Here is a 21116-nt window from a genome sequence, read left to right on the forward strand (position 1 = left end):
CGCTGACCGTTCGTCACATAGGCGCGCCGGGGCCGGCGTCCAGGCTTTGTGTCGCGCGGATCGCGGAGCGCCGGAAAGCGATTGTCAACCGTCCGTGCTTGTGATCACATTGTCTCCAGCCCGCCCGCGACCAGACCCGGTGCCCAGCCGATGGATCAAACCTAGATGATGGCGTCGGATTCGATCGCCATCGAGAATGTATCCAAGATCTTCGGATCGGGAGACGCCAAAGTGGCCGCAGTCGATGGCGTCCACATCTCGATCCGGAAAAATGAATTCTTTACGCTCCTCGGTCCATCCGGTTGCGGCAAGACCACGTTGCTGCGGTTGATTGCAGGTTTCGAGTTCCCGACGAGCGGGCACATCCTGCTGGACGGGACGGATGTGAGCGACACGCCGCCCTTCCGCCGGCCGATCAACACCGTGTTCCAGAACTACGCGCTCTTCCCGCACATGACCGTGGAGGAGAATATCGGCTTCGGGCTGAAGATGCTCGACCGGCCGAAGGCGGAGGTGGCCGCGCGGGTCGCCGCCATGCTGCGGCTGGTGCGCATGGAAGCGCTCGCGGGACGGCGGACGAACCAGATCTCCGGCGGCCAGCAGCAGCGGGTGGCGCTCGCCCGGGCGCTGGCGCCCGCCCCGAAGGTGCTTCTCCTCGACGAGCCGCTTTCCGCCCTCGACTACAAGCTGCGCAAGGAGATGCAGATCGAGTTGAAGCGCCTGCAGGCGGAGACCGGCATCACCTTCATCTTCGTCACCCACGACCAGGAAGAGGCGCTCACCATGTCGGACCGGATCGCCGTGATGGCGGCCGGCAAGGTGCTGCAGGTGGGCACGCCGCGGGAGATCTACGACGCGCCGGCCAACCGGTTCGTGGCGGACTTCATCGGCGAGAGCAACATCCTCGCCGGCACCGTGGAGGCGGTTGCGGGAGGCGTGGCGTCGGTGCGGCTGGCGGCCGGCGGCCGCATGGAGGCGGTGGCCCCCGACGGCGCGTCCACCGGACCGGCCTCGCTGCTGGTCCGGCCCGAGCACGCGCGGCTCGCCGCCGCCGCCGGCGCGCCGGCCGGCGCCCTCGTCGGCACCCTTGCGGACGCGGTCTACTTCGGCACCGACACCCACTTCCATGTTCGCCTCGCCGACGGCACCGACTTCACCGTCCGCCAGCAGAACCGGCCGGCGGGCGAGGCGGCGTTCGCCGTCGGCGAGGCGGTGGCCGTCGTCGTGGAGCCACGGGCCGCGCGGCTCCTCGGGGAAGACCAGCCCCGCGGGGCCGTCCCGTGAGCGCGGCGGCCGAGGCCGCCCGGGCGCGGGAGGTGCGCAGCCGCCGGCTGCTCGCCCTGCCGGCGCTCGTGATCCTCGCGCTCGCGGCGATCGGCCCGCTCCTCGTCGTGTTCGTCTATTCCTTCCTGACGCCCGGGCCGTACGGCGACGTGGTGTGGACCTTCTCCACCGACGCCTGGACCAGCGTCTTTCTGGAGCGGGACATCTTCGACGACACGCTGTCGCTCGCCGACGCCCACATGGCCATCTTCGCCCGCTCGGTCATGCTCGCGCTCGCCACCACCGTGCTCGCCCTCCTGATCGGCTTTCCGACCGCCTATTTCATCGCCACCCGGCCGGAGCGGACGCGCGAGCTCTGGCTCTTCCTCGTGACGGTGCCGTTCTGGACCAACATCCTGATCCGCACCTTCGGCATGCTGGAGATCATCCGCAACGAAGGCCTGATCAACACGGTGCTCGGCAATCTGGGGCTCATCGAGCAGCCGATCCAGATGCTGTTCACCGACGGCGCCGTGATGGCCGGCATGCTCTACGTCTACCTGCCGCTGATGGTGCTGCCGCTCTATGCGAGCCTCGACAAGCTGGACTTCCGGCTGGTGGAGGCGGGCTACGACCTCTACGCCACGCCTTTCCGGGTGCTGACCCGGATCATCCTGCCGCTGGTGCGGCCCGGTATGATCGCCGGCTCCATCCTGGTGTTCATCCCGGCGCTCGGCGCCTATGTGACGCCGCGGGTGCTCGGCGGCGGCAAGACCATGATGTTCGGCACCTTGATCGAGCTGCAGTTCGGTCAGGGGCGCAACTGGCCGCTCGGGGCGGCGCTCTCCATCACCCTGATGGCCCTGGTGATGGTGGCTCTCCTTGTCTATGTCCGCCACGCCGGACGGGAGGCGCGTCATGGCTAGGCCCTTCGACGTGCGCAGGCAGCGCGGCTTCACCCTGATCGCCGCCTTCTGCTTCGCCCTCCTCTACCTGCCGATCGCCGTCCTCGTCGTCTATGCCTTTAACGCCGGGCCGAGCCTTTCGCGCTGGGAGGGCGTGTCGCTGCGCTGGTTCGTGGCGGCGGCGAACAACGCCCAGGTGATCGAGGCCTCGATCCGGTCGCTGCAGATCGCCGTTTCGGCCGCCGTGGTCGCCACCGCCGCGGCCACGCTGGCGGCGCTCGCCACCACGCGCACGCCGCCCTATCGGGGGCTGACCACCACCTACGCGGCCATCAACCTGCCCTTGATGGTGCCGGAGATCGTCACCGCCGTGGCGCTTCTCATCGTGTTCGCGCGCATCAAGATGGCGACCGGCTACACCGGGCTCGGCTACCTGATCGCCGCCCACACGGCCTTCTGCATCCCCTTCGCCTACCTGCCGATCCGCGCCCGGCTGGAGGGCATGGACCTCAACCTGGAGCGGGCGGCGGCGGACCTCTACGCGACGCCGCTGCGCACCTTTCGCCATGTGACCCTGCCGCTGCTCTGGCCTGGGATCCTCGCCGGGTTCATGCTGGCCTTCGTGATCTCGCTCGACGACGTGGTGATCACCGAGTTCGTCAAGTCCGGGGGGCAGGACACCTTGCCCACCTACATGCTCGGCCAGCTGCGCCGGGCGATCACACCGGAGATGAACGCGATCTCGACCGTCTTCCTGGCGCTCTCGATCGTGGTCGTGACCGTGTTTTTCCTGGTGAGCCGCAAGCGGGACTGAACCTGCGGGCCACCTGACGAGAGGGGAAGAAGAATGCGCCTGACAGTCTCGCTCGCCGCCGCCGCGCTTCTGGCGACATCCGCGCTCGCCCATGCCGAGGGCGAACTCAACATCTTCAACTGGGGCAACTACACCAATCCGGACCTCATCAAGAAGTTCGAGGAGACCTACAAGGTCAAGGTGACGCTGACCGACTACGACAGCAACGACACCGCCCTCGCCAAGATCCGCCAGGGCGGCCACGGCTTCGACATCGTGGTGCCGTCGCAGAACTACGTGCCGATCTGGATCCAGGAGGGGCTTCTCCTGGAGACCAATCCCGGCCAGATGGAGAACGCCAAGAACATCGCACCCGAGTGGGCGGATCCGGAGTTCGACAAGGGCCGCAAGTACAGCGTGCCGTGGGCCTGGGGCACCGTCGGCGTCGTCGTCAACACCGACGTCTACAAGGGGCCGATCGACACCTGGGCGGTGGTGTTCGATCCGCCGGAGGAGCTGAAGGGCAAGATCAACATCGTTCCGGAAATGAACGACGTGATGCACGCGGCCATCAAGTTCCACGGCGGCGAGATCTGCACGGCCGACAAGACGATCCTGAAGCAGGTGCGCGACACGCTGATGGCCGCCAAGCCGTCCTGGGTCGCCATGGAGTACGGCACCATCGAGAAGATGGTGGCCGGCGACTTCGCCGCCTCCAGCGACTGGAACGGCTCGGCGCTCCGCCAGCGGCTGCAGAACCCGGCCATCCACTACGCCTATCCGAAGGAGGGCTTCCAGCTCTGGTCGGACAACGTGGTGGTGCTGAAGGACGCCAAGAACGTGGAGAACGCCAAGCTCTTCCAGAACTTCATCATGGACCCGGAGAACGCTGCCCTGATCTCGGCCTTCTCGCGCTACGCCAACGGCATCGCGGGCTCCGATGCCTATATGCCGGAGGACATGAAGACCGCGCCGGAGGTGATGCTGACGCCGGAGCAGTTGGCGTCGGCCGACTATTCGCGCACCTGCCCGCCGGAGGCGCAGGAGCTCTACACCCGCATCTGGACCGACCTCCAGAAGTGACGAGAAGCCAGACCGGACGCCGGCCCTCCATGGCCGGCGTCCGCCATCCATGACCGACACGACGAGAATGCCCTGATGAGAACCGTCTTTTCCGAAAAGCACGCCGGCCATGCGGGCAACGTGGAGCTGGTGGCGGGCGCCATCGTGCCGGCCTTCGAGATGCCGTCGCGCGCCACCTACGTGCTCGATCGTCTGAAGGCGGTGGGGCTCGGCCCGGTGGAGGCCCCGGCGGAGCACGGTCTCGCCACCGCCGCCAAGGTGCACACGCCCGACTTCCTCGCCTTCCTGCCGACGGTGTGGGACCGCTGGACGGCGGCGGGCCGGAGCGGCACCGCCCTGCCCTTCACCTGGCCGACCCGCGGCCTTCGCGGCGACAAGCCGCCGGCTTTCATCGACGGTCTGCTCGGCTATTATTCGTTCGACGGCGGGATCGGTTTCGTGGAGGGGACCTGGGCGGCGATCAAGTCGTCGCACGACACGGCGCTTTCCGCCGCCGCCCTGGTGGCGGGCGGCGAGCGTGCCGCCTTCGCGCTCTGCCGGCCGCCGGGCCACCACGCCGGCAGCGGCTTCATGGGCGGCTATTGCTACATCAACAACGCCGCCGTCGCCGCCCAGTGGCTGCGCGACAACGGCGCCAGGCGCGTGACGATCCTGGACGTGGACTATCACCACGGCAACGGCACCCAGGAGATCTTCTACCACCGGGCCGACGTGCAGGTGATCAACCTCCACGCGGACCCGATGGAGGAGTATCCCTATTTCCTCGGCCACGCGGACGAGCGCGGCGCGGGCGAGGGCGAGGGCTTCAACCTCAACTATCCGATGCCCTGGGGTACCCCGTTCGACACCTGGAAGGCGGCCCTCGACGACGGCTGCGCCAAGCTCCTCGCCTACGCGCCCGACGCGGTGGTGGTGTCGCTCGGCGTCGATACCTTCGAGAAGGACCCGATCAGCAAGTTCAAGCTGACGAGCGAGGCCTATCCGGTGATCGGGGAGACCATCGCCCGGCTCGGCCTGCCGACGCTCTTCGTCATGGAGGGCGGCTACGCGGTGGAGGAGATCGGCATCAACGCCGTCGGTGTCCTCACCGGGTTCGAGGGACGCTGAGCCGGCTGCGGCCGGGTTTTCCCCCTCAAAGCTGGGCCTCCATGGGCAGCCAGCCGACGAGCCGGGCGATCAGCCGCTGCATGGGGCCGGCGTGCGGCTCGCGGCGGAAGGATTCCGTGACGCCGTCGACGGTGGCGCTCCAGTGGAGCCCGCCGTCGTCGAGGGTGACCGCATAGCTGCGACGCGGGTCGGCGAGCCGGGTCGCCTGGGCGGCGACGCGCGCGGCGAAACACGGCTCGTCGATGAGCACGCCCATCTCGGTGTTGAGGTTGGCGGACCGCTGGTCGAGGTTGAAGGAGCCCACGAAGGCGATCCGCCGGTCCACCACCACGGCCTTCGTATGCAGGCTGGCGCCGCTGGAGCCGAAGATGCGGTGCCGCTCGCCAGGGGTGCGCTTCAGTTCGTGGATGACGACGCCGGCCGCCAGGAGCCGCGTCCGATAGCGCGCGTAGCCGGCGTGGACGGCCGTGACGTCGTTGGCGGCGAGCGAGTTGGTGACGAGCATCACCGCGACACCCCGCGCCCGGATGGCCTCGATCAGCCCCGTGCCCACCTCGCCCGGCACGAAATAGGGCGAGATCAGAAGGATTTCCCGCTCCGCCGCCTCGATCACCGCGTCGAGCCGGTCGGCGACGGCCCGGGAGGCGTTGCGGTCGAGCGCCTTCTCCGGCCGGTCCCAGATCACCTCGACGCCCGCGACCGGATCGAAGGAAAGCGTGTCGGCGATCCGCTCGGGCGCGTCGTAGGTGGCCTTGAGCGCATCCAGGTAGGGCTTGGCGTCCGGATCGGTGCGCACCTTCTGGAGCCGCGCCCGGAAGGCCTGGAAGCGCCAGGCGTTGATCCGCGCCTCCGGCCGGCGGAAGCTGCGGACGCTGCGCACCACCTTGCTCGCCCAGAAGGCCTCGAACACCGTTACGGCCTGGCCCACGGACCCGCCGATGAGGAGCACGTCCAGGTCCTTGAAGTTGAAGAGGCCGGACGCATCGAAATAGTGGTCCGACACGTTGCGCCCGCCGATCAGGGCGGCCCGGCCGTCGGCGATCCAGGCCTTGTTGTGCATGCGATGGTTGAGGTGCCAGCCGCCGAGCGCGAACTCGATGCCAAAGCCGATCAGGCCGTGCGCCCGCCAGGTGGTGGCGTTGAACACCCGCACCTCCACGTTCGGGTGCCGGTCGATCAGGCGGAACACCCGCTCGCGGCCGACCACACTGGTGTCGTCGAGGATGATGCGGACCTTCACGCCCCGGTCGGCGGCCTTCAGCACCTCGCCGGTGAGGAGGCGGGAGGTGATGTCCTTGTCCCAGGAATAGTATTGCAGGTCGAGGGTCGTCCGGGCGGTGCGGGCCAGCATGACGCGGCTGGCGAACGCCTGCAGCCCATCCGTCACCAGCGCGGCGGCGGCCGAGGCGTTCAGCGCGGCGAGTTGCTTGTCCACGATGGCGGCAAGACCGGGCGTCGGGTGCCCCGCGCCGTTGCCATCGTCCGACGGTGCGGCCCGGCGCCGGACGGCGGCCAGCCGGATGCGGGCGCCGATGCGGTGCCGTGTCCCGGACGATCCGGTCCGCTCTCCTGTGCGGGCGGTGATGTCCGCCATGCCTCCCCTCCGCTGCTGGCCTTCTACCACAACGAACGGAAGCCACGGCGGTTCTGTGACGCGCACCGGCACCGGGGCAGCCGGCGGGTGAAAGAGGTTCAGACCGCTTCGAGCACGGGCACGCTCTGCCGGGACGACGGGCGTGCCTCGCCGGGGAGGCGGCGGCCGGTCTCCGCGTCGAAGAGGTGGACCTCGGACGGGGCGACCTCGATGCCGAAGGTCTCGCCCGGCTGCAGCATCCGCCCGTCGGCGACGCTGACCACCACCACGGTGCCGCCGAGGCTGCCGTGAAGGAGGCGCGAGGCGCCCAGTTCCTCGGCGAACTCGTAGCTGGCGTCGAGGCCCTGCCCCGGGCGGACCAGGCGGGCCACTTCGGCGCGGAAACCGGCGAGCACCCGGCCGGCGGGCGCTCCGGCCCAGCGCTGGCGGTCGTAGGCGAGCCGCCGGCCGCCTTCCAGGTGGACGACGCCCGCCGCCGGGTCGAGAGTGCCCGGCAGGAGGTTCAGCCCCGGGGTGCCGATGAAGCCGGCGACAAAGAGGCTTTCCGGGCGGCCGTAGACCTCCTGCGGCGTGCCGACCTGCTCCACCTTGCCGGCGTTCATCACCACGATGCGGTCGGCGAGCGTCATCGCCTCCACCTGGTCGTGGGTGACGAAGAGCGTGGTGGTGCCGAGCCGCTGGTGCAGCTTTCGGATCTCCACCCGCATGGCGACGCGCAGGCGCGCGTCGAGGTTGGAGAGCGGCTCGTCGTAGAGGAAGACCTTGGGCTCGCGGATCATCGCCCGGCCCATGGCGACGCGCTGGCGCTGGCCGCCGGAGAGCTGGCCGGGCTTGCGGTCGAGGAAGTCGGTGAGGCCGATGGAGGCGGCGACCGCCGCCACCCGGGCGGTGCGCTCGGCTTTGGCAAGGCCCGCCACCTTGAGGGCGTAGCCGATGTTCTCGGCGACCGTCATGTGCGGGTAGAGCGCGTAGTTCTGGAACACCATGGCGCAGCCGCGCTCGCGCGGCTCGCGCTTGTTCACGACCTCGCCGCCGATGGCGATCTCGCCGGCGGTGATGGCCTCCAGTCCGGCGATCATGCGCAGGAGCGTGGACTTGCCGCAGCCCGACGGCCCCAGGATGACGACGAACTCCCCCGCCCCGATGGCGAGGTCGACGCCGTGCACGACCTGGAGCTTGCCGTAGGTCTTCCGGACATTGCGGATGGCGATCTCGGCCATGGGTCGGCTCCGTTCACTTGTCGGTGGAGATGAGGCCGCGCACGAACCAGCGCTGCAGCAGGATGGTGACGAGCACCGGCGGGGCGAGCACGATGAGATTGGCCGCCATGGCGACGTTCCAGATCGGCGGCTCGCCGAACGCCGGGCCGGGCACGATCTTCTGCAACTGCATGGTCGCGGTGGCGAAGTTCTGGTGGTCGGTGACGACGAGGAGCGGCCAGAGATACTGGTTCCACGACCAGACGAACATGATGGTGGCGAGCGCCGCCATGTTGGTCTTGGAGAGCGGCATCAACACCTCCAGGAAGAAGCGGATCGGGCCGGCACCGTCCATCTTGGCCGCCTCGGTCAGCTCGTCCGGCACGGTGAGGAAGAACTGCCGGTAGAGGAAGGTGCCCGTCGCCGTGGCGATCAGCGGCAGGATCAGGCCCGAATAGGTGTTGAGGAGGTTCCACTCCGGCAGATCGAGCGGGATGCCGAGCACGTCGAGCGTCGCCTGGAAGGGCCGGAGCGCGTCCGCCGCCACCGCGTAGGTCGGCACGATGCGCACTTCGAGCGGCAGCATCAAGGTGATAAAGATCATCCAGAAGATCACCATCCGCAGCCGGTAGCTGAAGTAGACGATGGAGAAGGCCGACAGGGCCGCGATCACGATCTTGCCGACCGTGACGCCGACCGCGACGATCAGCGAGTTCAGCATGACCCGGTCGAAGTTCCCCCGCTCCCAGGCGAGCGAGAGGTTCTCGAGCAGGTGGTTGCCGGGCCAGAGCGGCATGGGCACCTGGTTGACGGTCTGGAAGTCATGGCTCGCCGCCACGAAGACGATCCAGAGCGGCATCAGGAGGAGAAGCAGGCCGCTGATCAGCACCGCATGGGTGACGGCGTCGAGGACGGGTGTGCGTTCGATCATGGCGCCGGTTCCTCAGGTGTAGTGGATGCGCCGTTCCACGAAGCGGAACTGCACGAAGGTGAGAGCCACGACGAGGAGCATGAGGACGATCGACTGGGCGGCGGCCAGCGAATAGTCCTTCCCCTGGAAGCCGTCGGAATAGATCTTGTAGACCATGAGGTCGGTCGCGCGGGCCGGGCCACCGCCGGTGGTGATGTCGACGATCCCGAAGCTGTCGACGAAGCTGTCGGTGATGTTGATGACGATCAGGAAGAAGAGCGTCGGGGCGATCAGCGGCAGCTGGATGTCGCGCATGCGGCGAAGGACGCTCGCCCCGTCCATGGCGCCCGCCTCCACCAGCGTGCGCGGGATGGACTGCAGGGCGGCGAGGAAGAAGACGAAGTTGTAGCCCGCCATCTTCCAGGCCTGCGCCATGATGATGAGCGCCAGCGCGTCGACCCCGTCGAGCGCCGGGTTCCAGAGATCCGGAAAAGCGCGGTTGATGGCCGACACGAAGCCGGCGTCCGGCGCAAAGATGAAGCGGAAGGCAAGGCCGACCGCCGGCGCCGCGAGCGCGTAGGGCAGGAAGTAGGTGAACTTGTAGACCTGGTGGCCGGGCAGCCGCCGGTCGACGAAGAGCGCCAGCAGCACCGCGATGGCGAGCGACAGCACCGTCGCCACCAGGGCGAAGATCAGCGACACCCGGACCGACGCCCAGTACTTGGCGTCGGAGAAGACCGTGCTGAAGTTGAGAAAGCCGACCCACTGGTTCGACCCGCCGAACGGCGGCTCCAGGGTGAAGGCCCAGTAGAGCGCCTCGCCGGACGGCCAGTAGAAGAAGACGAAGACGAGAAGGAGCTGCGGCGCGACCAGCGCGGCGGCGAGCCAGAGATTGGAGAAGGTGGCGCGCTTTTCCAAGGGATCGGCCTCGTTGCGGCTTGATCGGACGGCAGTCGGAACGGTGCGGTCGGACCGTGCGGATCACGGTCGAAAGCGAACGGCGCCCGGGTTCGATCGGGCGCCGCCGGGAGGCGTGGTGTCCGGGTCGCCGCGCGGAGGCGGGCGGCCCGGACCCTTGCGTCGGATCAGGGCAGAGCGGCGCCGCGGTAGGTCTGCTCGTAGCGGCGCAGGATGTCGTTGCCCGCCTTCACGGCGTCGTCGATGGCGACCTGCATCGTCTTCTGGCCGGTGAAGGCCGCCTCGAGTTCCGAGCGCAGCTGGGCGCGGATCGAGGTGAAGTTGCCGAGGCGGATGCCGCGCGACAGCGGGCCGACTTCGGAGGCGGTCAGCGACGCGATGGCGATCTCGCGGCCGGCATACTTCGGATCGGCGTAGAAGCCTTCGGACTTCAGGAGCTCGAAGCCCTTGGTGGTCACCGGGATGTAGCCGGTGTTGGAGACCATGAACTTCTCGCCGGTGTCGGAGGCGGTCACGTACTTCAGGAAGGCGGCCGCGGCCTCGTACTCTTCCTTGGACTTGCCTTCCATCACCCAGAGCGAAGCGCCGCCGACGAGCGAGTTCTTGCGCGCGGCAGCGTCGATCACCGGCATCATGGCGACGCCCCAGTTGAGGTCCGCCACCTGGGTGTTCTTCACCGTGCCATGGTTGGCGATGGAGGTGATCATCGAGGCGCAGGACTTGTCGGCGAACGCCTGAACGAGGTTCTTGCCGACCTGGGCGGTCTGGATCTTGGCGTAGCCGGCGTCCATCCAGGCCTTGTAGTCGTTCATGTGATCGACGAAGGCGGTGGTGTTGAAGACGAGTTCGGCGCCGAGCCCGCCGTAGCCATTGTCCATGCTGGCGATCGGCAGGTTGTTGGTGGCGGAGAACTGCTCCAGGTTCTGCCAGGTGTCGAAGTCGAAGGCGAAGCCGCAGGAAACGCCCGCGGCGTTCAGCGCCTTCAGGTCCTCGCCGAATTCGGCCCAGGTCTTCGGCGCCTCGGTCTTGCCGATCTTCGCCCACTCGTCCTTGTTCCAGTAGAACACGGCGGTGGAGGAGTTGTACGGGAAGGACCACATCTCGCCGGCCGAGGTGGCGTAGTAGTTGGCGATGCCGGGGAAGTAGGCGCTCCAATCGACGTCGATGGCGAAGTCCTCGGCGAACTTCTTCGCCGGATAGATGGCGCCCGACAGCATGAAGTTCACGGTGCCGGCGTCATAGATCTGCACCACGGTCGGGTGCTGCTTGGCACGGTAGGCCGCGATGGTGTTCTGCTCGGCCTTGTCGTAGCCGCCCTGGCCGGTGCAGACCGCCTCGTACTTGTCCTGCGATTCATTGAACATCTGGCAGTGCTTGGCCATCACCTCGCCGAGGTCGCCGGTCAGGCCGTACCAATAGTCGAACTTGATCCGTTCGGCAGCGGAGGCCGTGCCGGCGGAAAGGGCGACGGCGGCAGCCGTCGCGAGCAGGGAAACGCGCGTCATTCGTGCTCTCCGGAAGGCTTCAGGGCCCAAGAGCGGCCCCGGCGGTCCCGAAGTAGCGACCGGAAATGACGCTATGATAGACGTTGAATGTACGCTCGATGACCAAACAACGTCAGTTCCACGACAGGGCGCCGAGACACCCGCCCGTCGCCGACCGAGACGCTGCCACGCCCGGCATCAGACGCCGTAGTCGCGCACCTCGAACACGTTGCCGCCGCTGGTGACGAACCGCCCGGCGTCCCCCCGCTCGACCGTGTAGCACTTGCGCAGCCCCGCCCGCACGTCCGACCAGGCGGTGCAGATCCGGTTGCCGTCGAGCGACCAGCGGCCGGCGTCGGCCCGGATGTCCGGCGTGTCGACGGTGATCTCCGCGCGCCCGTCCGGGGAAAGGACGAGGCCGCCGGCATGCCAGCCGCCCTCCTCCCACCAGCCGAGGCTGCGGCCGACGAGCTCGTCGCGGATTTCCGAGGCGGTCAGTTCCGCCGCCAAGGCCGGCGGCGACAAGGCGGGCAGCGCCAGCGACGAGACGGCGACGACAGCGGCAAGAAGGGCGGAACGGCGCGGCACGGCGGTTCTCCTCCGGCAAGACACAGTTTGATGACAGTCTGATGACGTTTGCCGGCTTCTGTCCAGTCGCTTTTTCGGATGGCGGCTTCTCCCCTCCGGACGCCATGATGACACCGTCAACGAACCGTCACGCGGGTGTCAGATCGGCGACATGGCCTCGCTGTTATCTGCACCCCTGACGGCGGACCGCCGGGGCGGCCGGCCGGACCTGCCCGCGCTCGTCGGGCCTCGACAGGTCGGGGCCGGACGGCCTTGGTGCAATTCCTCAAGGGAAGGACAAAGACCCATGCTCGCGAACGGTTGCGCCGGCACCGGCATCTCGGCCCACAAGCGCGCCAACGACCTCGGCGACTTCGGCGCCGAACTCGACATGGTCGAGGCGCTCGGCGTGGAGTTCGTGGAACTGCCCACCTACGACATGGACATCGTGGTCGGCGGCCGCATTCGCCGGCCGCAGCTGGAAGCGCTGAAGCGCGCCTGCGCGGGCCGCGGTGTCGGCTACACGGTGCACGGTCCGCTCGCCATCAACTTCATGGACGAGCCCTACCGGCTGCCGCGCCATTTCGACGTGCTGGCCGCCTCCATCGAGGTCGCCGCCGAGGTGGGCGCCGTCCACTATGTGATGCATTCCGGCCTTGCCCCCATGCAGCAGGGCGCCGGCCTCGAAGCCGCCTACGACCGTCAGCGCACCTATCTGGCCAAGGCCGGCGACATCGCCCGCCAGGCCGGGATGGTGCTCTGCGTGGAGACCCTGTTCGCCGGCTTCGACGGCGACGTGCACGCCACGTCCCCGCGCCGGCTCGCCGAGGAACTGACCGCCGTCGGCCACCCGTCGGTGATGGCCACCATCGACTTCAGCCACGCCTATCTGAAGCTCGACTATGACGGCCGCCGGGAAAGCTTCCTCGACGAGATCGCCGCCCTGGCGCCGTTCGGCCGGCACCTCCACATTCACGACAGCTTCGGCCGCCAGGACGACATCTGGATGTTCACCGAGGGCGAGCGGCTGGCCTATGGCCACGGCGACCTGCACCTGCCGGTGGGCTGGGGCGACATTCCGTGGGACGACCTCGTCCGCACCTGCCGCTTCCCGGAAGGCGTCGTCTTCAACATCGAGCTGAAGGACCGCTACTGGTATGAGGCCGAGGCCTGCGTCAACGCCACGAAGGCGCTCGCGGCCCGCGCCGTGACGCTGAAGGCCGCCGACGCGGCCGCCTGAGACGATCTTGCCCGGCGGGGAGCGCTCCGCCGGGCGCATTCCCGCCGAGACCGGACCGAAACAGGTGCCCCCATGACCGCCGCCAAGGCCAAGCCCGCCCCGACATCCCCCGCCGACACGACGGCATCCGGAACGGCGGAACCGGCCGATCGTCTCCTGGCCGACCTGACGGCCCTCCGCGAGGGCCTGCTCGCCGACGCCGCCGAGCGGATCTCCGCCTTCGGACCCGGCTCCGGTGACGGCGGCGCCGCGATCGCCGAGCGGGCGGAGAGCCTTGCCAACCTCGCCCACTATCTTGCGCTCCGCCGCCACGACCTCCGCCCGCTGCAGCGGCGGCTGATGAGCCGCGGCCTCTCCTCGCTCGGCCGACTGGAAAGCCGGGTGCTGCCGACCCTCGACGCGGTGATCGGCGCCGCCGCGGCGCTTGCCGGCGTGCCGTCGCCGGTGGCCGTGCCCACGACGGAAGCCTTCTTCGCCGGCGAGCGCCGGCTGGCCGCGGCGACGGACCGGCTGCTCGGCGAGGCCGGGTCCAGCCGGCGCACCCGCATCATGGTGACCCTGCCGAGCGAGGCGGCGGGCGATCCGGGCTTCGTCATCGATCTCGCCCGCCGGGGCATGGACGTCGCCCGCATCAATTGTGCCCACGACGGCAGCATCGCCTGGCGGGCCATGGCGGCGCACGTGCGCACGGCGTCGGGCCTCGTCGGGCGCCGCTTGACCGTGCTGATGGACATCGCCGGCCCGAAGATCCGCACCGAGGCGGTGGCGACGCCGGACCGCAAGGCGCGCCTGCAGGCAGGCGACGCCATCCGCTTCGTGGCCGAAGGCCTGCCCCGGCCGGACGCGGCGGCGCCCTTCTCGGCGGTGGTGTCGCTGCCCGACCTCGTCACCCGCCTCGCGGTCGGCGACCGGCTGCGCTACGACGACGGCAAGCTGGAAGGCGTGGTGGAGGCGCTGGCGGACGGCGAGGCCGTGGTTCGCGTCGGCCGGGTGAAGACCGGGGGCGTGAAGCTGAAGCCGGAGAAGGGCCTCAACCTCCCCGACACCACCCTCGGCCTGTCGCCGCTGACCGCCAAGGACGAGGACGACCTCGCCACGGTGATCGAATGCGCCGACATGATCGGCTATTCCTTCGTGAGCCGGCCGGAGGACCTGGACCTCCTGGAGGCCGCGCTCGCCCGGCACGGCGCCGCCGACCGCCCGCTCGGCCTCGTCGCCAAGATCGAGCGGCCCGAGGCGGTGCGCAACCTGCCGGCCCTGATCGCCCGGGCCAGCGGCCGCCGCCCCTTCGGCGTGATGATCGCCCGCGGCGACCTTGCCGCCGAGATCGGCTTCGAGCGCCTGGCCGAGATGCAGGAGGAGATCCTGTGGCTCTGCGAGGCCGCCGCCGTGCCGGCCATCTGGGCGACCCAGGTGCTGGAGGATCTCGTGAAAGACGGCGTGCCCTCCCGCGGCGAGATGACCGACGCCGCCATGGCGGCCCGCGCCGAATGCGTGATGCTGAACAAGGGCCCGGAGGTGGGCACCGCCGTGGACCTTCTCGACCGTCTGCTCGCCCGGATGGACGGCCACCTCTTCAAGAAGACGCCGACCTTGCGGGCGCTGTCGTCCTGGTGAAGACGGGCCGCGCGTGGATCGCCCGCCGGCCGGCGGGCGAAGGTCTGTGCGCCCGAAGCGGCTTCCCGACGGCCTGACCACACGGTCAGGCGGTCGGCGCTCTAATAGGCGAGCGCGTGGAGGCCGGCGGCCAGCACCTTAATGCCAGCGACGATGTCCTCGATGGAGGAGAATTCCTCCGGCGTGTGGCTACGGCCGTCCTTGGAGCGGACGAACAGCATCACCATCCGGGCGATCGCCGCCATCTCCTGGCTGTCGTGGCCGGCGCCGCTCGACATGGTCATGAAGGGCACGCCCTGCTCGGTCGCCGCCGCCTGGAAGGTGCGGATGAGATCCGGATCCGACAGGCAAGGGGCATGGTCGGTGAGGATCTCCCACGAAATCGTCAGCCCCCGCCGCGCCGCCACCTCGCGCATGAAGGTCTCGTGGCGCTCGTAGAGGACCGCGCGTTTCGCCGGATCCGGGTGCCGGGCGTCCACCGTGAAGCGCACGGTGCGCGGCACGATGGCCGGATAGTTCGGATCGCACGAGACCCGCCCGACCGTGGTGACGGCCGGCCGGCCCATGCGGTGGGCCGTGTCGATGACGCCGCCGGCGATCTCGGCGAAGCCCGCCATGGGATCGAACCGGAGGTCCATCGGAAAGGCGCCGGCGTGGTTCTGCTCGCCGGTGAGCGTCACGTGGTAGTGGCGCATGCCGGTGATCGCATCCACCACCGCCACCGGCAGGCCGGCCTGCTCCAGGATCGGACCCTGCTCGATGTGGAGTTCCACGAAAGCGTCGATGTCGTCCCGGATCGCCGTCGGGATCCGCGCCGGTTCGAGGCCGACCGACCGCATGGCCTCGGCCATGGTCTCGTCCTCGTAGCCCTTCATGGTCTCCGCGTCGCCCTGGCGGATCTTGCCCACGATGGCGCGCGATCCCCAGAAGTTGGTGGAGGGAAAGCGGCTGCCCTCCTCCTCGCAGAGCGACAGCGCCTCCAGCGTGCGCTTCGGCCGGCCGAACGCCTTGAAGAGCGCCTCGATGGCGATGAGGCCGGCGAGCGCGCCGAGCGCACCGTCGTAGCGCCCGCCGGGCTTCTGGCTGTCGATGTGGGAGCCCGACACGATGGACTTGCCCGGCTCCGTCCCCTCCATCCGGCCCCAGACGTTGCCGACCGCATCGCGCCGGACCTTGAGCCCCGCCTCTTCGCACCAGGCGGCATACTGGTCGCTCGCCGCCACCCATTCGGGCGAATAGACCGTGCGCCAGACGCCCGTGTCGAAGCAGGCGCCGTGCCGGGCGAGATCCATGATGCGCCGCTCCACGAGCTCCGCGTCGATGTCGATGGAAACGGCCACGCTCTCTCTCCAAGGTCCGATGATCCGGCCCGCAAGGCTCCCTCCGGACGCTCGAGGAGGCAAGACACGGGCGACGGCACCGCTGCACAAAGATGCGCCGCGATGGATCCGCAGGCATGCATCGCCTTCCGCCGATCCGAGTGCCGATCAGGTCCGGCCGATCGGCACCGACATCGAAGCGCGAGCCGTTACCTCCGGCTGTTCCACGCGCCGGCGGGCGCCTGCCGCACGCGCTCACCCCCTTCGTCGCCTCACTTCGGCTGCCGGCCCCGACCCCGCTCACGAAGCCCCTTGAACCGCCCCCCACTCCCCTGTATGTGTTCACCGCCTTTGACCAGCACGCCCTTGGGCCTGAAGCACCGCGGAGAGGTGGCAGAGTGGTCGAATGCACCGCACTCGAAATGCGGCATGCTCGCAAGGGCATCGGGGGTTCGAATCCCTCCCTCTCCGCCAATTACCTCCATTAAGCTGCTGATGCATCATCATCTTTTAAGCAGGCGCTGATCTCGACCCTAATTTTTACCCCGACCTTATCTCTACAAGCCAAAGTTCGGATACGAAGGAGCGGACTCCGTCTGCGCAGCCGGGCGCCGGCTTGATTAAACGTTTACGGTTGCCGGCTACCACTGCAGGCAAGGAGCATCTACTCATGCCGCATCCTGTACCTCCGAACGAAGAAAAGCGTCTCGAAGTTCTCCAGAGCCTCGGCATCATGGATACAGAGCGAGACCCTCGGTTCGATGAACTTTGCCGCGAGGCGGCCGAAAGCTTCCGCGCACCAATCGCTTTGATCACGCTAGTTGACCGAAACAGGCAGTGGTTCAAGTCGACGTGCGGATTGGACGTCAACGGTACACCGCGCGAACATGCTTTCTGCACTCATGCGATTATGAGCGAACATGTAATGGTTGTCCCAGATGCTCGGATCGACCGTAGATTTGCGGCTAACCCTCTTGTAATTGGCCCGCCGCATGTCGTGTTCTACGCTGGCGCCCCTATTGTTTACGGCGAAGGGATACGCCTCGGGACGCTCTGCATTATCGATCACAAACCCCGCCAGATCAGCGTGGATGACGTCTATACTCTTGGTGAAATAGCAGACCGCATTTCGGGGGAGATCTGGAGCCTCGCTTTCGCTAGCCAGGAGGAGACCTGATGCCGGCGTTTATTGACAGTCCGAGTATGCTCGTCATCGAACGGCAGGCTGCGCTCGCAGCAGTGATTGCAAAGGTAGCCAAGAAGGCGGGCATCTATACGGTTGCGACCACAAGCAGTGCTGCAGAGGCCGCTGCGCAACTAGCTACCAATCGCTTTCAAATAATCCTTGTCGATGTTCATGAATGGGCGATGGCTGAAAGACAATTCGTGGACTACTTGCAACAGAGCCAACAGTCGGGAGCCGTACTGGGTCTCATGGCTTCTGCCTTCGAACGGAACGTCACAATCGTCGCCAGAGAAGATATATGGAGCATATTTTTAGTTAAACCGTTTTCTCCCGGTACACTAAGGCTAAAGCTGTTTGCGCGAGGTATTCACCTGAATTCGGCGCATTCCGAACCAAAGCCTGCGGTGAAAATATCACCATACCCAAAAACCGATGCAGGTCATGTTGTAGAGATTTAATGCTTTTGATCGTCTAGTAAGTGCACTGGATGGCCATTCTCAGTGCATTAGGCCGTCAGTTGTCAGGAGAACACTAGTTTGGGTAGTGTTTGACGATACGTCTAGCGTCGGAGATTGGCGAGAACCTGCGCGAGTGCTTCGCTCTGCCTGATTTGGATGGTAGCCTCCGTATTTTGTTGCCGTCGCCGCTCTACGGCTTCTTGGAAACCAGGCTGAAGCTCGAAATAGCGAACCAGCGCCTTTCCTCCGAGGCATTCAAGCCGCCGCCTCATAGGCGGCCAATATGCCCAATCAATTTTATCGAAACGGACGACGAGGTCGTCGTCTACTAACTCGAATAGAATGCCTGCTTTGCTGCAAATTCTTATTATATTGTGCACCATTTGTGAAATGTCGCTGATTTGGTCTGCTTCGTAGCCAGTCTCGTCTATGGCCATTACGCCCTCCCCCGGAAATACTGCATTCCCAACCCTAGGCCTCTATGTAGGTGATGTAGTTAAAAGCTCGGGCCTCTTGAGGTCGCATTTTCAGTTCGCCGATTTAGGCGGAGAAAAGTCTTACGTGAAGTTAAGAGCCTTTTTCTGTACAGAATTGGGTTGATCGCTGGTCGGAAATTCTTGTGCTTAGCAAAATGCGCCCAATCGAGAATGCTGCAATGCATTGTATCTAGAGGGGGCGTAACTAGCCGGGCAATCTAAATGATGACGGAGCGGAAGCGGCCTCATCAAAGAGGATTTGAGGGCTTCTGTCGGCTGATGAGGAATGGCCTTTAGTGTAGCTCCACCCAGCTGAACCGGAGCCATGGACTGTCAAACTCACGCGCACTACTAAAGCTTTCTCATACCCGGCTCATGAATTCCTGACTCTGGGGATTACCAAATCACTCGACCGCTGACTCCCTCTCTTGAGGAGGGGACGGCGATGGCAGCTCTCGAGATCAGGACGGACATCGAGGTTGAGGCGCTCCGGCGGTTTGCCCGGGAAGAGACGGACGGCCGTGTGGCTTCTCGCTTGTTGGCGATCGCGAATGCCCTGTCGGGCATGAGCCGGGAGACGGCGGCGAAAGCGGCCGGGATGGACCGCCAGACGCTGCGCGATCCGCTACAACGCAGAGGGGATCGCCGGCCTCTCCGATCGGCCCCGCTCGGGCCGGCGTCCGCTGCTCGACGAGGGTGGCCAGGCGGCGTTGAAGGCACTCGTGCTGCGCGGGCCGGACCCGGAGAGGGACGGCGTCTCGACCTGGCGGGTGGTCGACATCTGCCGGCTCTGCGAGGAGCGGTTCGGCGTCGCCTATTCGGAGAACGGTATGCTGCAGGTGCTGCACGGGCTCGGTCTGTCCTGGCAGAAGACCCGGCCTCGTCACCCGCAGGCGGACCCGAAGGCGCAGAAGGCCGTTAGAAAAGGGGGACTCGCCAAAGCCGTGAGGCGGATCGTTCGTCGCCACCCCGACGGAGACGTCCAGCTCTGGTTCCAGGATGAAGCACGCGTCGGACAAAAAGGCCGCAACGCCCATGTCTGGTTCGAGCGCGGCATCCGGCCGACCGCCAGGACAGACAAGCGCTTCAAGTCCGCCTACATCTACGGCGCAGTCCGCCCCGGCACCGACGACGCCTTCGCCCTCGTCTTGCCGCGCGCCGATACGGCGATGATGACGCTCTTCCTCGACGCCTTCTCCGCGAACCTGCCCGCCAGCGTCCACGCCATCCTGGTCCTCGACAGGGCAGGCTGGCACGTCACCTGCCGCCTCGCCACACCCGCCAGTATCAGCCTCGTGCACCTGCCGTCCTACTCGCCCGAACTCAACCCGGTCGAGCGCGTCTGGCTCCACCTAAAGGGGTGCTTCCTCTCCCACTGGGTGTTTCCGGACACGTCCGCCATCGTCGATGCCTGCGCAAAGGCGTGGAGCGACCTCAAGGGCGAGGCAGGACGGATCGCGTCGCTTACAGACTACCCGTACCTGCGACAGGTCAGAACTTTATGAGGCGGGTGTCAGTAGCGCCCGCGCGGGCTACCAATGGAAATGCTCATGTCGCGACCGTGGCAGCCGGCGCACTTCATGCGCATGTGCCGGGGCAGCAGGTCCCCGCCAATCCGCATTACCACCCGGTGAAGGTCAAGGGCGCCTCCGATTCGGCAGACATTGCACCACGCCTGAAGCGTATAGCCTTGGTCGAGCATGTTCCCGACCGGCTCAACCCAGACGCCTTGCGCCGCCATTCCTTCGACATGGCGCACGCGCCGGCCGGTGACAACCGACAGCATATAGCAACGCTTCAGCTGACGTTCGTTGCTAATTCACGCTCGCTTCGGTACCGTTACCTTATGCACGAGGACAAACTCATCACCACAGCGGTTCTCGCAAAATTGCAAGCTTTGCCTGCTAATCAGAGAAATGCGCTTCTGTTCGTCTGTGTGCTCAATCGAAGCTACGACGAGTCTGCTACCGAGTTGGGAATTTCCCGCGAGGAACTGGAGCAAAGCCTTTTATCAGGCCGCCTCAAAATCGCTGACCTAAAAGACGAGCCAACATCCGAATAGCACGCCGGCCGTCGCATAGTGGTGCGGCGACCGGCGTGGGTGGCCCCTGCTGCTGGGGGGCAAGCAGCCAGGCCACCAACAGAACGCTATCACGCGGTCGTGAAAGGCGTCTGCGATCCTTCGACCATGCTAGCGCGCGGATGCCTAGCCCCTTGTCCCTAGTGCGGCGAAGCCACACCTTGCCGTTGTCGTCGCAGGCCACGTCCACGTCGTCTCGCCAAAGTCGATCCCGGAGCCCGGATGCGTTCGACTGAAATTTCTAGGACGCACAGCCGGCGGCGAAGCTCGGCATGCGTGGTGCCTGGCCGTACGGCTACGATGGCGAGCCCGGGGGCCTCCTCGAAACGGGCTTGAAGCTCGCACATCCACTCCCCGATGATGAATTTCAGTTTGCCCACCACGTCGTTTGGCACCGTGTCTTGCCGAGGGGGGGGGGGCAGCCCGGAAAGGGCTACGGCAAGGTTGGTCCCCCAGCAAATTGGAGCCTTGCCAGCACGGCGGGGACAGCCATGGCCGGCGCAGCGAGCGCGGCAGTCTGAAGGAAGGCACTGGAGTGGGCCCCTGCGGCCGGAAGGGGTGCGGCTTCCTAATCGACAGGGGACCGGGCTTTCCAAGGATGAAAGCCCCTGAGCAGGCACCGCACCCATAGCACCGTGTTCAAACGGCAGGCCGTCCAGGAGTATCTGGCGGGGAAAGACGCTCTACACGCACGGCAAACTGTCAAACGGCTACCAAATCTGGGTCTGACGCAATCTCGCTAATCCATGGGGTCCCGAGTAGGCGAGCCTCCAACAAGTCGATCTTTCCGCGCCCGTACATCTGCCGCTTGACCAGCTTTAACTTGGTGATCTGGTCCTCCGCTTGCCTGTTCGACCAAGGTGACGAATGGCAGCCCGGACGGCTGCCTCATCCTTCCGCACACCCCGGCCGAACGA

17 protein-coding genes, 1 tRNA gene and 2 pseudogenes are annotated in these 21116 nt (G+C 66.7%); 12 read left to right on the top strand and 8 right to left on the bottom strand.

Translation table 11 applies throughout. From position 1 onward, the window contains the following. Positions 1-165: 165 nt before the first annotated feature. The 5 genes from BUQ68_RS21755 (at position 166) to BUQ68_RS21775 (ending at position 5151) form a co-directional block, all read left to right on the top strand. Positions 166-1284, top strand: coding sequence for an ABC transporter ATP-binding protein (locus BUQ68_RS21755; protein ID WP_075218141.1), 1119 nt, complete (start codon positions 166-168; stop codon positions 1282-1284). Beyond that, positions 1281-2189 (top strand): ABC transporter permease, encoded by a 909-nt coding sequence (locus tag BUQ68_RS21760; protein WP_075218142.1) that lies wholly within the window; start codon positions 1281-1283, stop codon positions 2187-2189. The genes BUQ68_RS21755 and BUQ68_RS21760 overlap by 4 nt, the downstream gene beginning before the upstream one ends. Next, positions 2182-2982, top strand: a complete 801-nt coding sequence (locus BUQ68_RS21765) for an ABC transporter permease (RefSeq protein ID WP_075218143.1) — start codon at positions 2182-2184, stop codon at positions 2980-2982. The genes BUQ68_RS21760 and BUQ68_RS21765 overlap by 8 nt, the downstream gene beginning before the upstream one ends. Before the next feature lie 33 nt (positions 2983-3015). Next, a complete protein-coding gene (locus tag BUQ68_RS21770; RefSeq protein WP_075218144.1) occupies positions 3016-4044 on the top strand; it encodes an ABC transporter substrate-binding protein in 1029 nt (342 codons plus the stop codon). Positions 4045-4119: 75 nt separating this feature from the next. Further along, positions 4120-5151 (top strand): histone deacetylase family protein, encoded by a 1032-nt coding sequence (locus BUQ68_RS21775; protein WP_075218145.1) that lies wholly within the window; start codon positions 4120-4122, stop codon positions 5149-5151. A 25-nt stretch (positions 5152-5176) separates the two neighbouring features. Here the strand turns inward: BUQ68_RS21775 and BUQ68_RS21780 are convergent, their stop codons facing one another. The 6 genes from BUQ68_RS21780 to BUQ68_RS21805 form a co-directional block, all read right to left on the bottom strand. Beyond that, positions 5177-6745, bottom strand: a complete 1569-nt coding sequence (locus tag BUQ68_RS21780) for a phospholipase D family protein (RefSeq protein ID WP_075218146.1) — start codon at positions 6743-6745, stop codon at positions 5177-5179. 98 nt (positions 6746-6843) lie between these two features. Next, on the bottom strand, positions 6844-7965 hold the full coding sequence (ugpC, locus tag BUQ68_RS21785) for a sn-glycerol-3-phosphate ABC transporter ATP-binding protein UgpC (RefSeq protein ID WP_075218147.1): 1122 nt from the start codon (positions 7963-7965) through the stop codon (positions 6844-6846). Positions 7966-7978: 13 nt separating this feature from the next. Next, on the bottom strand, positions 7979-8875 hold the full coding sequence (ugpE, locus tag BUQ68_RS21790) for a sn-glycerol-3-phosphate ABC transporter permease UgpE (RefSeq protein WP_075218148.1): 897 nt from the start codon (positions 8873-8875) through the stop codon (positions 7979-7981). Between the two features lie 12 nt (positions 8876-8887). After that, entirely contained in the window at positions 8888-9772 is an 885-nt protein-coding gene (locus tag BUQ68_RS21795) for a carbohydrate ABC transporter permease (RefSeq protein ID WP_075218149.1), read from the bottom strand. 167 nt (positions 9773-9939) lie between these two features. Next, positions 9940-11277 carry an extracellular solute-binding protein gene (locus BUQ68_RS21800; protein ID WP_075218150.1) on the bottom strand — a complete coding sequence of 446 codons (1338 nt, stop codon included), beginning with the start codon at positions 11275-11277 and terminating at the stop codon, positions 9940-9942. 177 nt (positions 11278-11454) lie between these two features. Continuing rightward, entirely contained in the window at positions 11455-11844 is a 390-nt protein-coding gene (locus tag BUQ68_RS21805) for a hypothetical protein (protein WP_075218151.1), read from the bottom strand. Positions 11845-12130: 286 nt separating this feature from the next. Between BUQ68_RS21805 and BUQ68_RS21810 the strand changes: the two genes are divergently transcribed. After that, positions 12131-13063: a sugar phosphate isomerase/epimerase family protein gene (locus BUQ68_RS21810; protein ID WP_075218152.1), complete on the top strand. Its 933-nt coding sequence runs from the start codon at positions 12131-12133 to the stop codon at positions 13061-13063. Positions 13064-13135: 72 nt separating this feature from the next. Continuing rightward, positions 13136-14680 (top strand): pyruvate kinase, encoded by a 1545-nt coding sequence (locus BUQ68_RS21815; RefSeq protein WP_083656805.1) that lies wholly within the window; start codon positions 13136-13138, stop codon positions 14678-14680. Positions 14681-14781: 101 nt separating this feature from the next. Here the strand turns inward: BUQ68_RS21815 and BUQ68_RS21820 are convergent, their stop codons facing one another. After that, on the bottom strand, positions 14782-16020 hold the full coding sequence (locus BUQ68_RS21820) for a Zn-dependent hydrolase (RefSeq protein WP_245293347.1): 1239 nt from the start codon (positions 16018-16020) through the stop codon (positions 14782-14784). Positions 16021-16383: 363 nt separating this feature from the next. On the opposite strand from BUQ68_RS21820, the gene BUQ68_RS21825 reads away from it, so the two are divergent. From BUQ68_RS21825 to BUQ68_RS23470, 5 genes and pseudogenes are all read left to right on the top strand, one after another. After that, positions 16384-16473: transfer RNA gene (locus BUQ68_RS21825), tRNA-Ser, on the top strand. Between the two features lie 196 nt (positions 16474-16669). Next, positions 16670-17176: a GAF domain-containing protein gene (locus tag BUQ68_RS21830; RefSeq protein ID WP_075218153.1), complete on the top strand. Its 507-nt coding sequence runs from the start codon at positions 16670-16672 to the stop codon at positions 17174-17176. After that, positions 17176-17643 (top strand): response regulator, encoded by a 468-nt coding sequence (locus tag BUQ68_RS21835; protein ID WP_075218154.1) that lies wholly within the window; start codon positions 17176-17178, stop codon positions 17641-17643. Before BUQ68_RS21830 ends, BUQ68_RS21835 begins: the two co-directional genes overlap by 1 nt. 921 nt (positions 17644-18564) lie before the next feature. Then, positions 18565-19624 (top strand): annotated as a pseudogene (locus BUQ68_RS21840) (IS630 family transposase). Between the two features lie 5 nt (positions 19625-19629). Beyond that, entirely contained in the window at positions 19630-20181 is a 552-nt protein-coding gene (locus BUQ68_RS23470; RefSeq protein WP_139315299.1) for an RNA polymerase sigma factor, read from the top strand. A gap of 720 nt (positions 20182-20901) precedes the next feature. Here BUQ68_RS23470 and BUQ68_RS21850 read toward each other — a convergent pair. Then, a pseudogene (locus BUQ68_RS21850) lies at positions 20902-21116 on the bottom strand (hypothetical protein); the annotation flags it as partial.

It is taken from the genome of Mongoliimonas terrestris (genome assembly GCF_001927285.1).
Lineage (GTDB): Bacteria > Pseudomonadota > Alphaproteobacteria > Rhizobiales > Pleomorphomonadaceae > Chthonobacter > Chthonobacter terrestris.

Bases quoted from the DNA above. Each gene is read 5' to 3' on its own strand.
- BUQ68_RS21810 (WP_075218152.1), top strand. From the start codon at position 12,131: ATGCTCGCGAACGGTTGCGCCGGCACCGGCATCTCGGCCCACAAGCGC.
- BUQ68_RS21800 (WP_075218150.1), bottom strand. From the start codon at position 11,277: ATGACGCGCGTTTCCCTGCTCGCGACGGCTGCCGCCGTCGCCCTTTCC.
- BUQ68_RS21775 (WP_075218145.1), top strand. From the start codon at position 4,120: ATGAGAACCGTCTTTTCCGAAAAGCACGCCGGCCATGCGGGCAACGTG.
- ugpE (WP_075218148.1), bottom strand. From the start codon at position 8,875: ATGATCGAACGCACACCCGTCCTCGACGCCGTCACCCATGCGGTGCTG.
- BUQ68_RS21835 (WP_075218154.1), top strand. From the start codon at position 17,176: ATGCCGGCGTTTATTGACAGTCCGAGTATGCTCGTCATCGAACGGCAG.
- BUQ68_RS21780 (WP_075218146.1), bottom strand. From the start codon at position 6,745: ATGGCGGACATCACCGCCCGCACAGGAGAGCGGACCGGATCGTCCGGG.
- BUQ68_RS21830 (WP_075218153.1), top strand. From the start codon at position 16,670: ATGCCGCATCCTGTACCTCCGAACGAAGAAAAGCGTCTCGAAGTTCTC.
- BUQ68_RS21755 (WP_075218141.1), top strand. From the start codon at position 166: ATGATGGCGTCGGATTCGATCGCCATCGAGAATGTATCCAAGATCTTC.
- BUQ68_RS21770 (WP_075218144.1), top strand. From the start codon at position 3,016: ATGCGCCTGACAGTCTCGCTCGCCGCCGCCGCGCTTCTGGCGACATCC.
- BUQ68_RS21815 (WP_083656805.1), top strand. From the start codon at position 13,136: ATGACCGCCGCCAAGGCCAAGCCCGCCCCGACATCCCCCGCCGACACG.
- BUQ68_RS21765 (WP_075218143.1), top strand. From the start codon at position 2,182: ATGGCTAGGCCCTTCGACGTGCGCAGGCAGCGCGGCTTCACCCTGATC.
- ugpC (WP_075218147.1), bottom strand. From the start codon at position 7,965: ATGGCCGAGATCGCCATCCGCAATGTCCGGAAGACCTACGGCAAGCTC.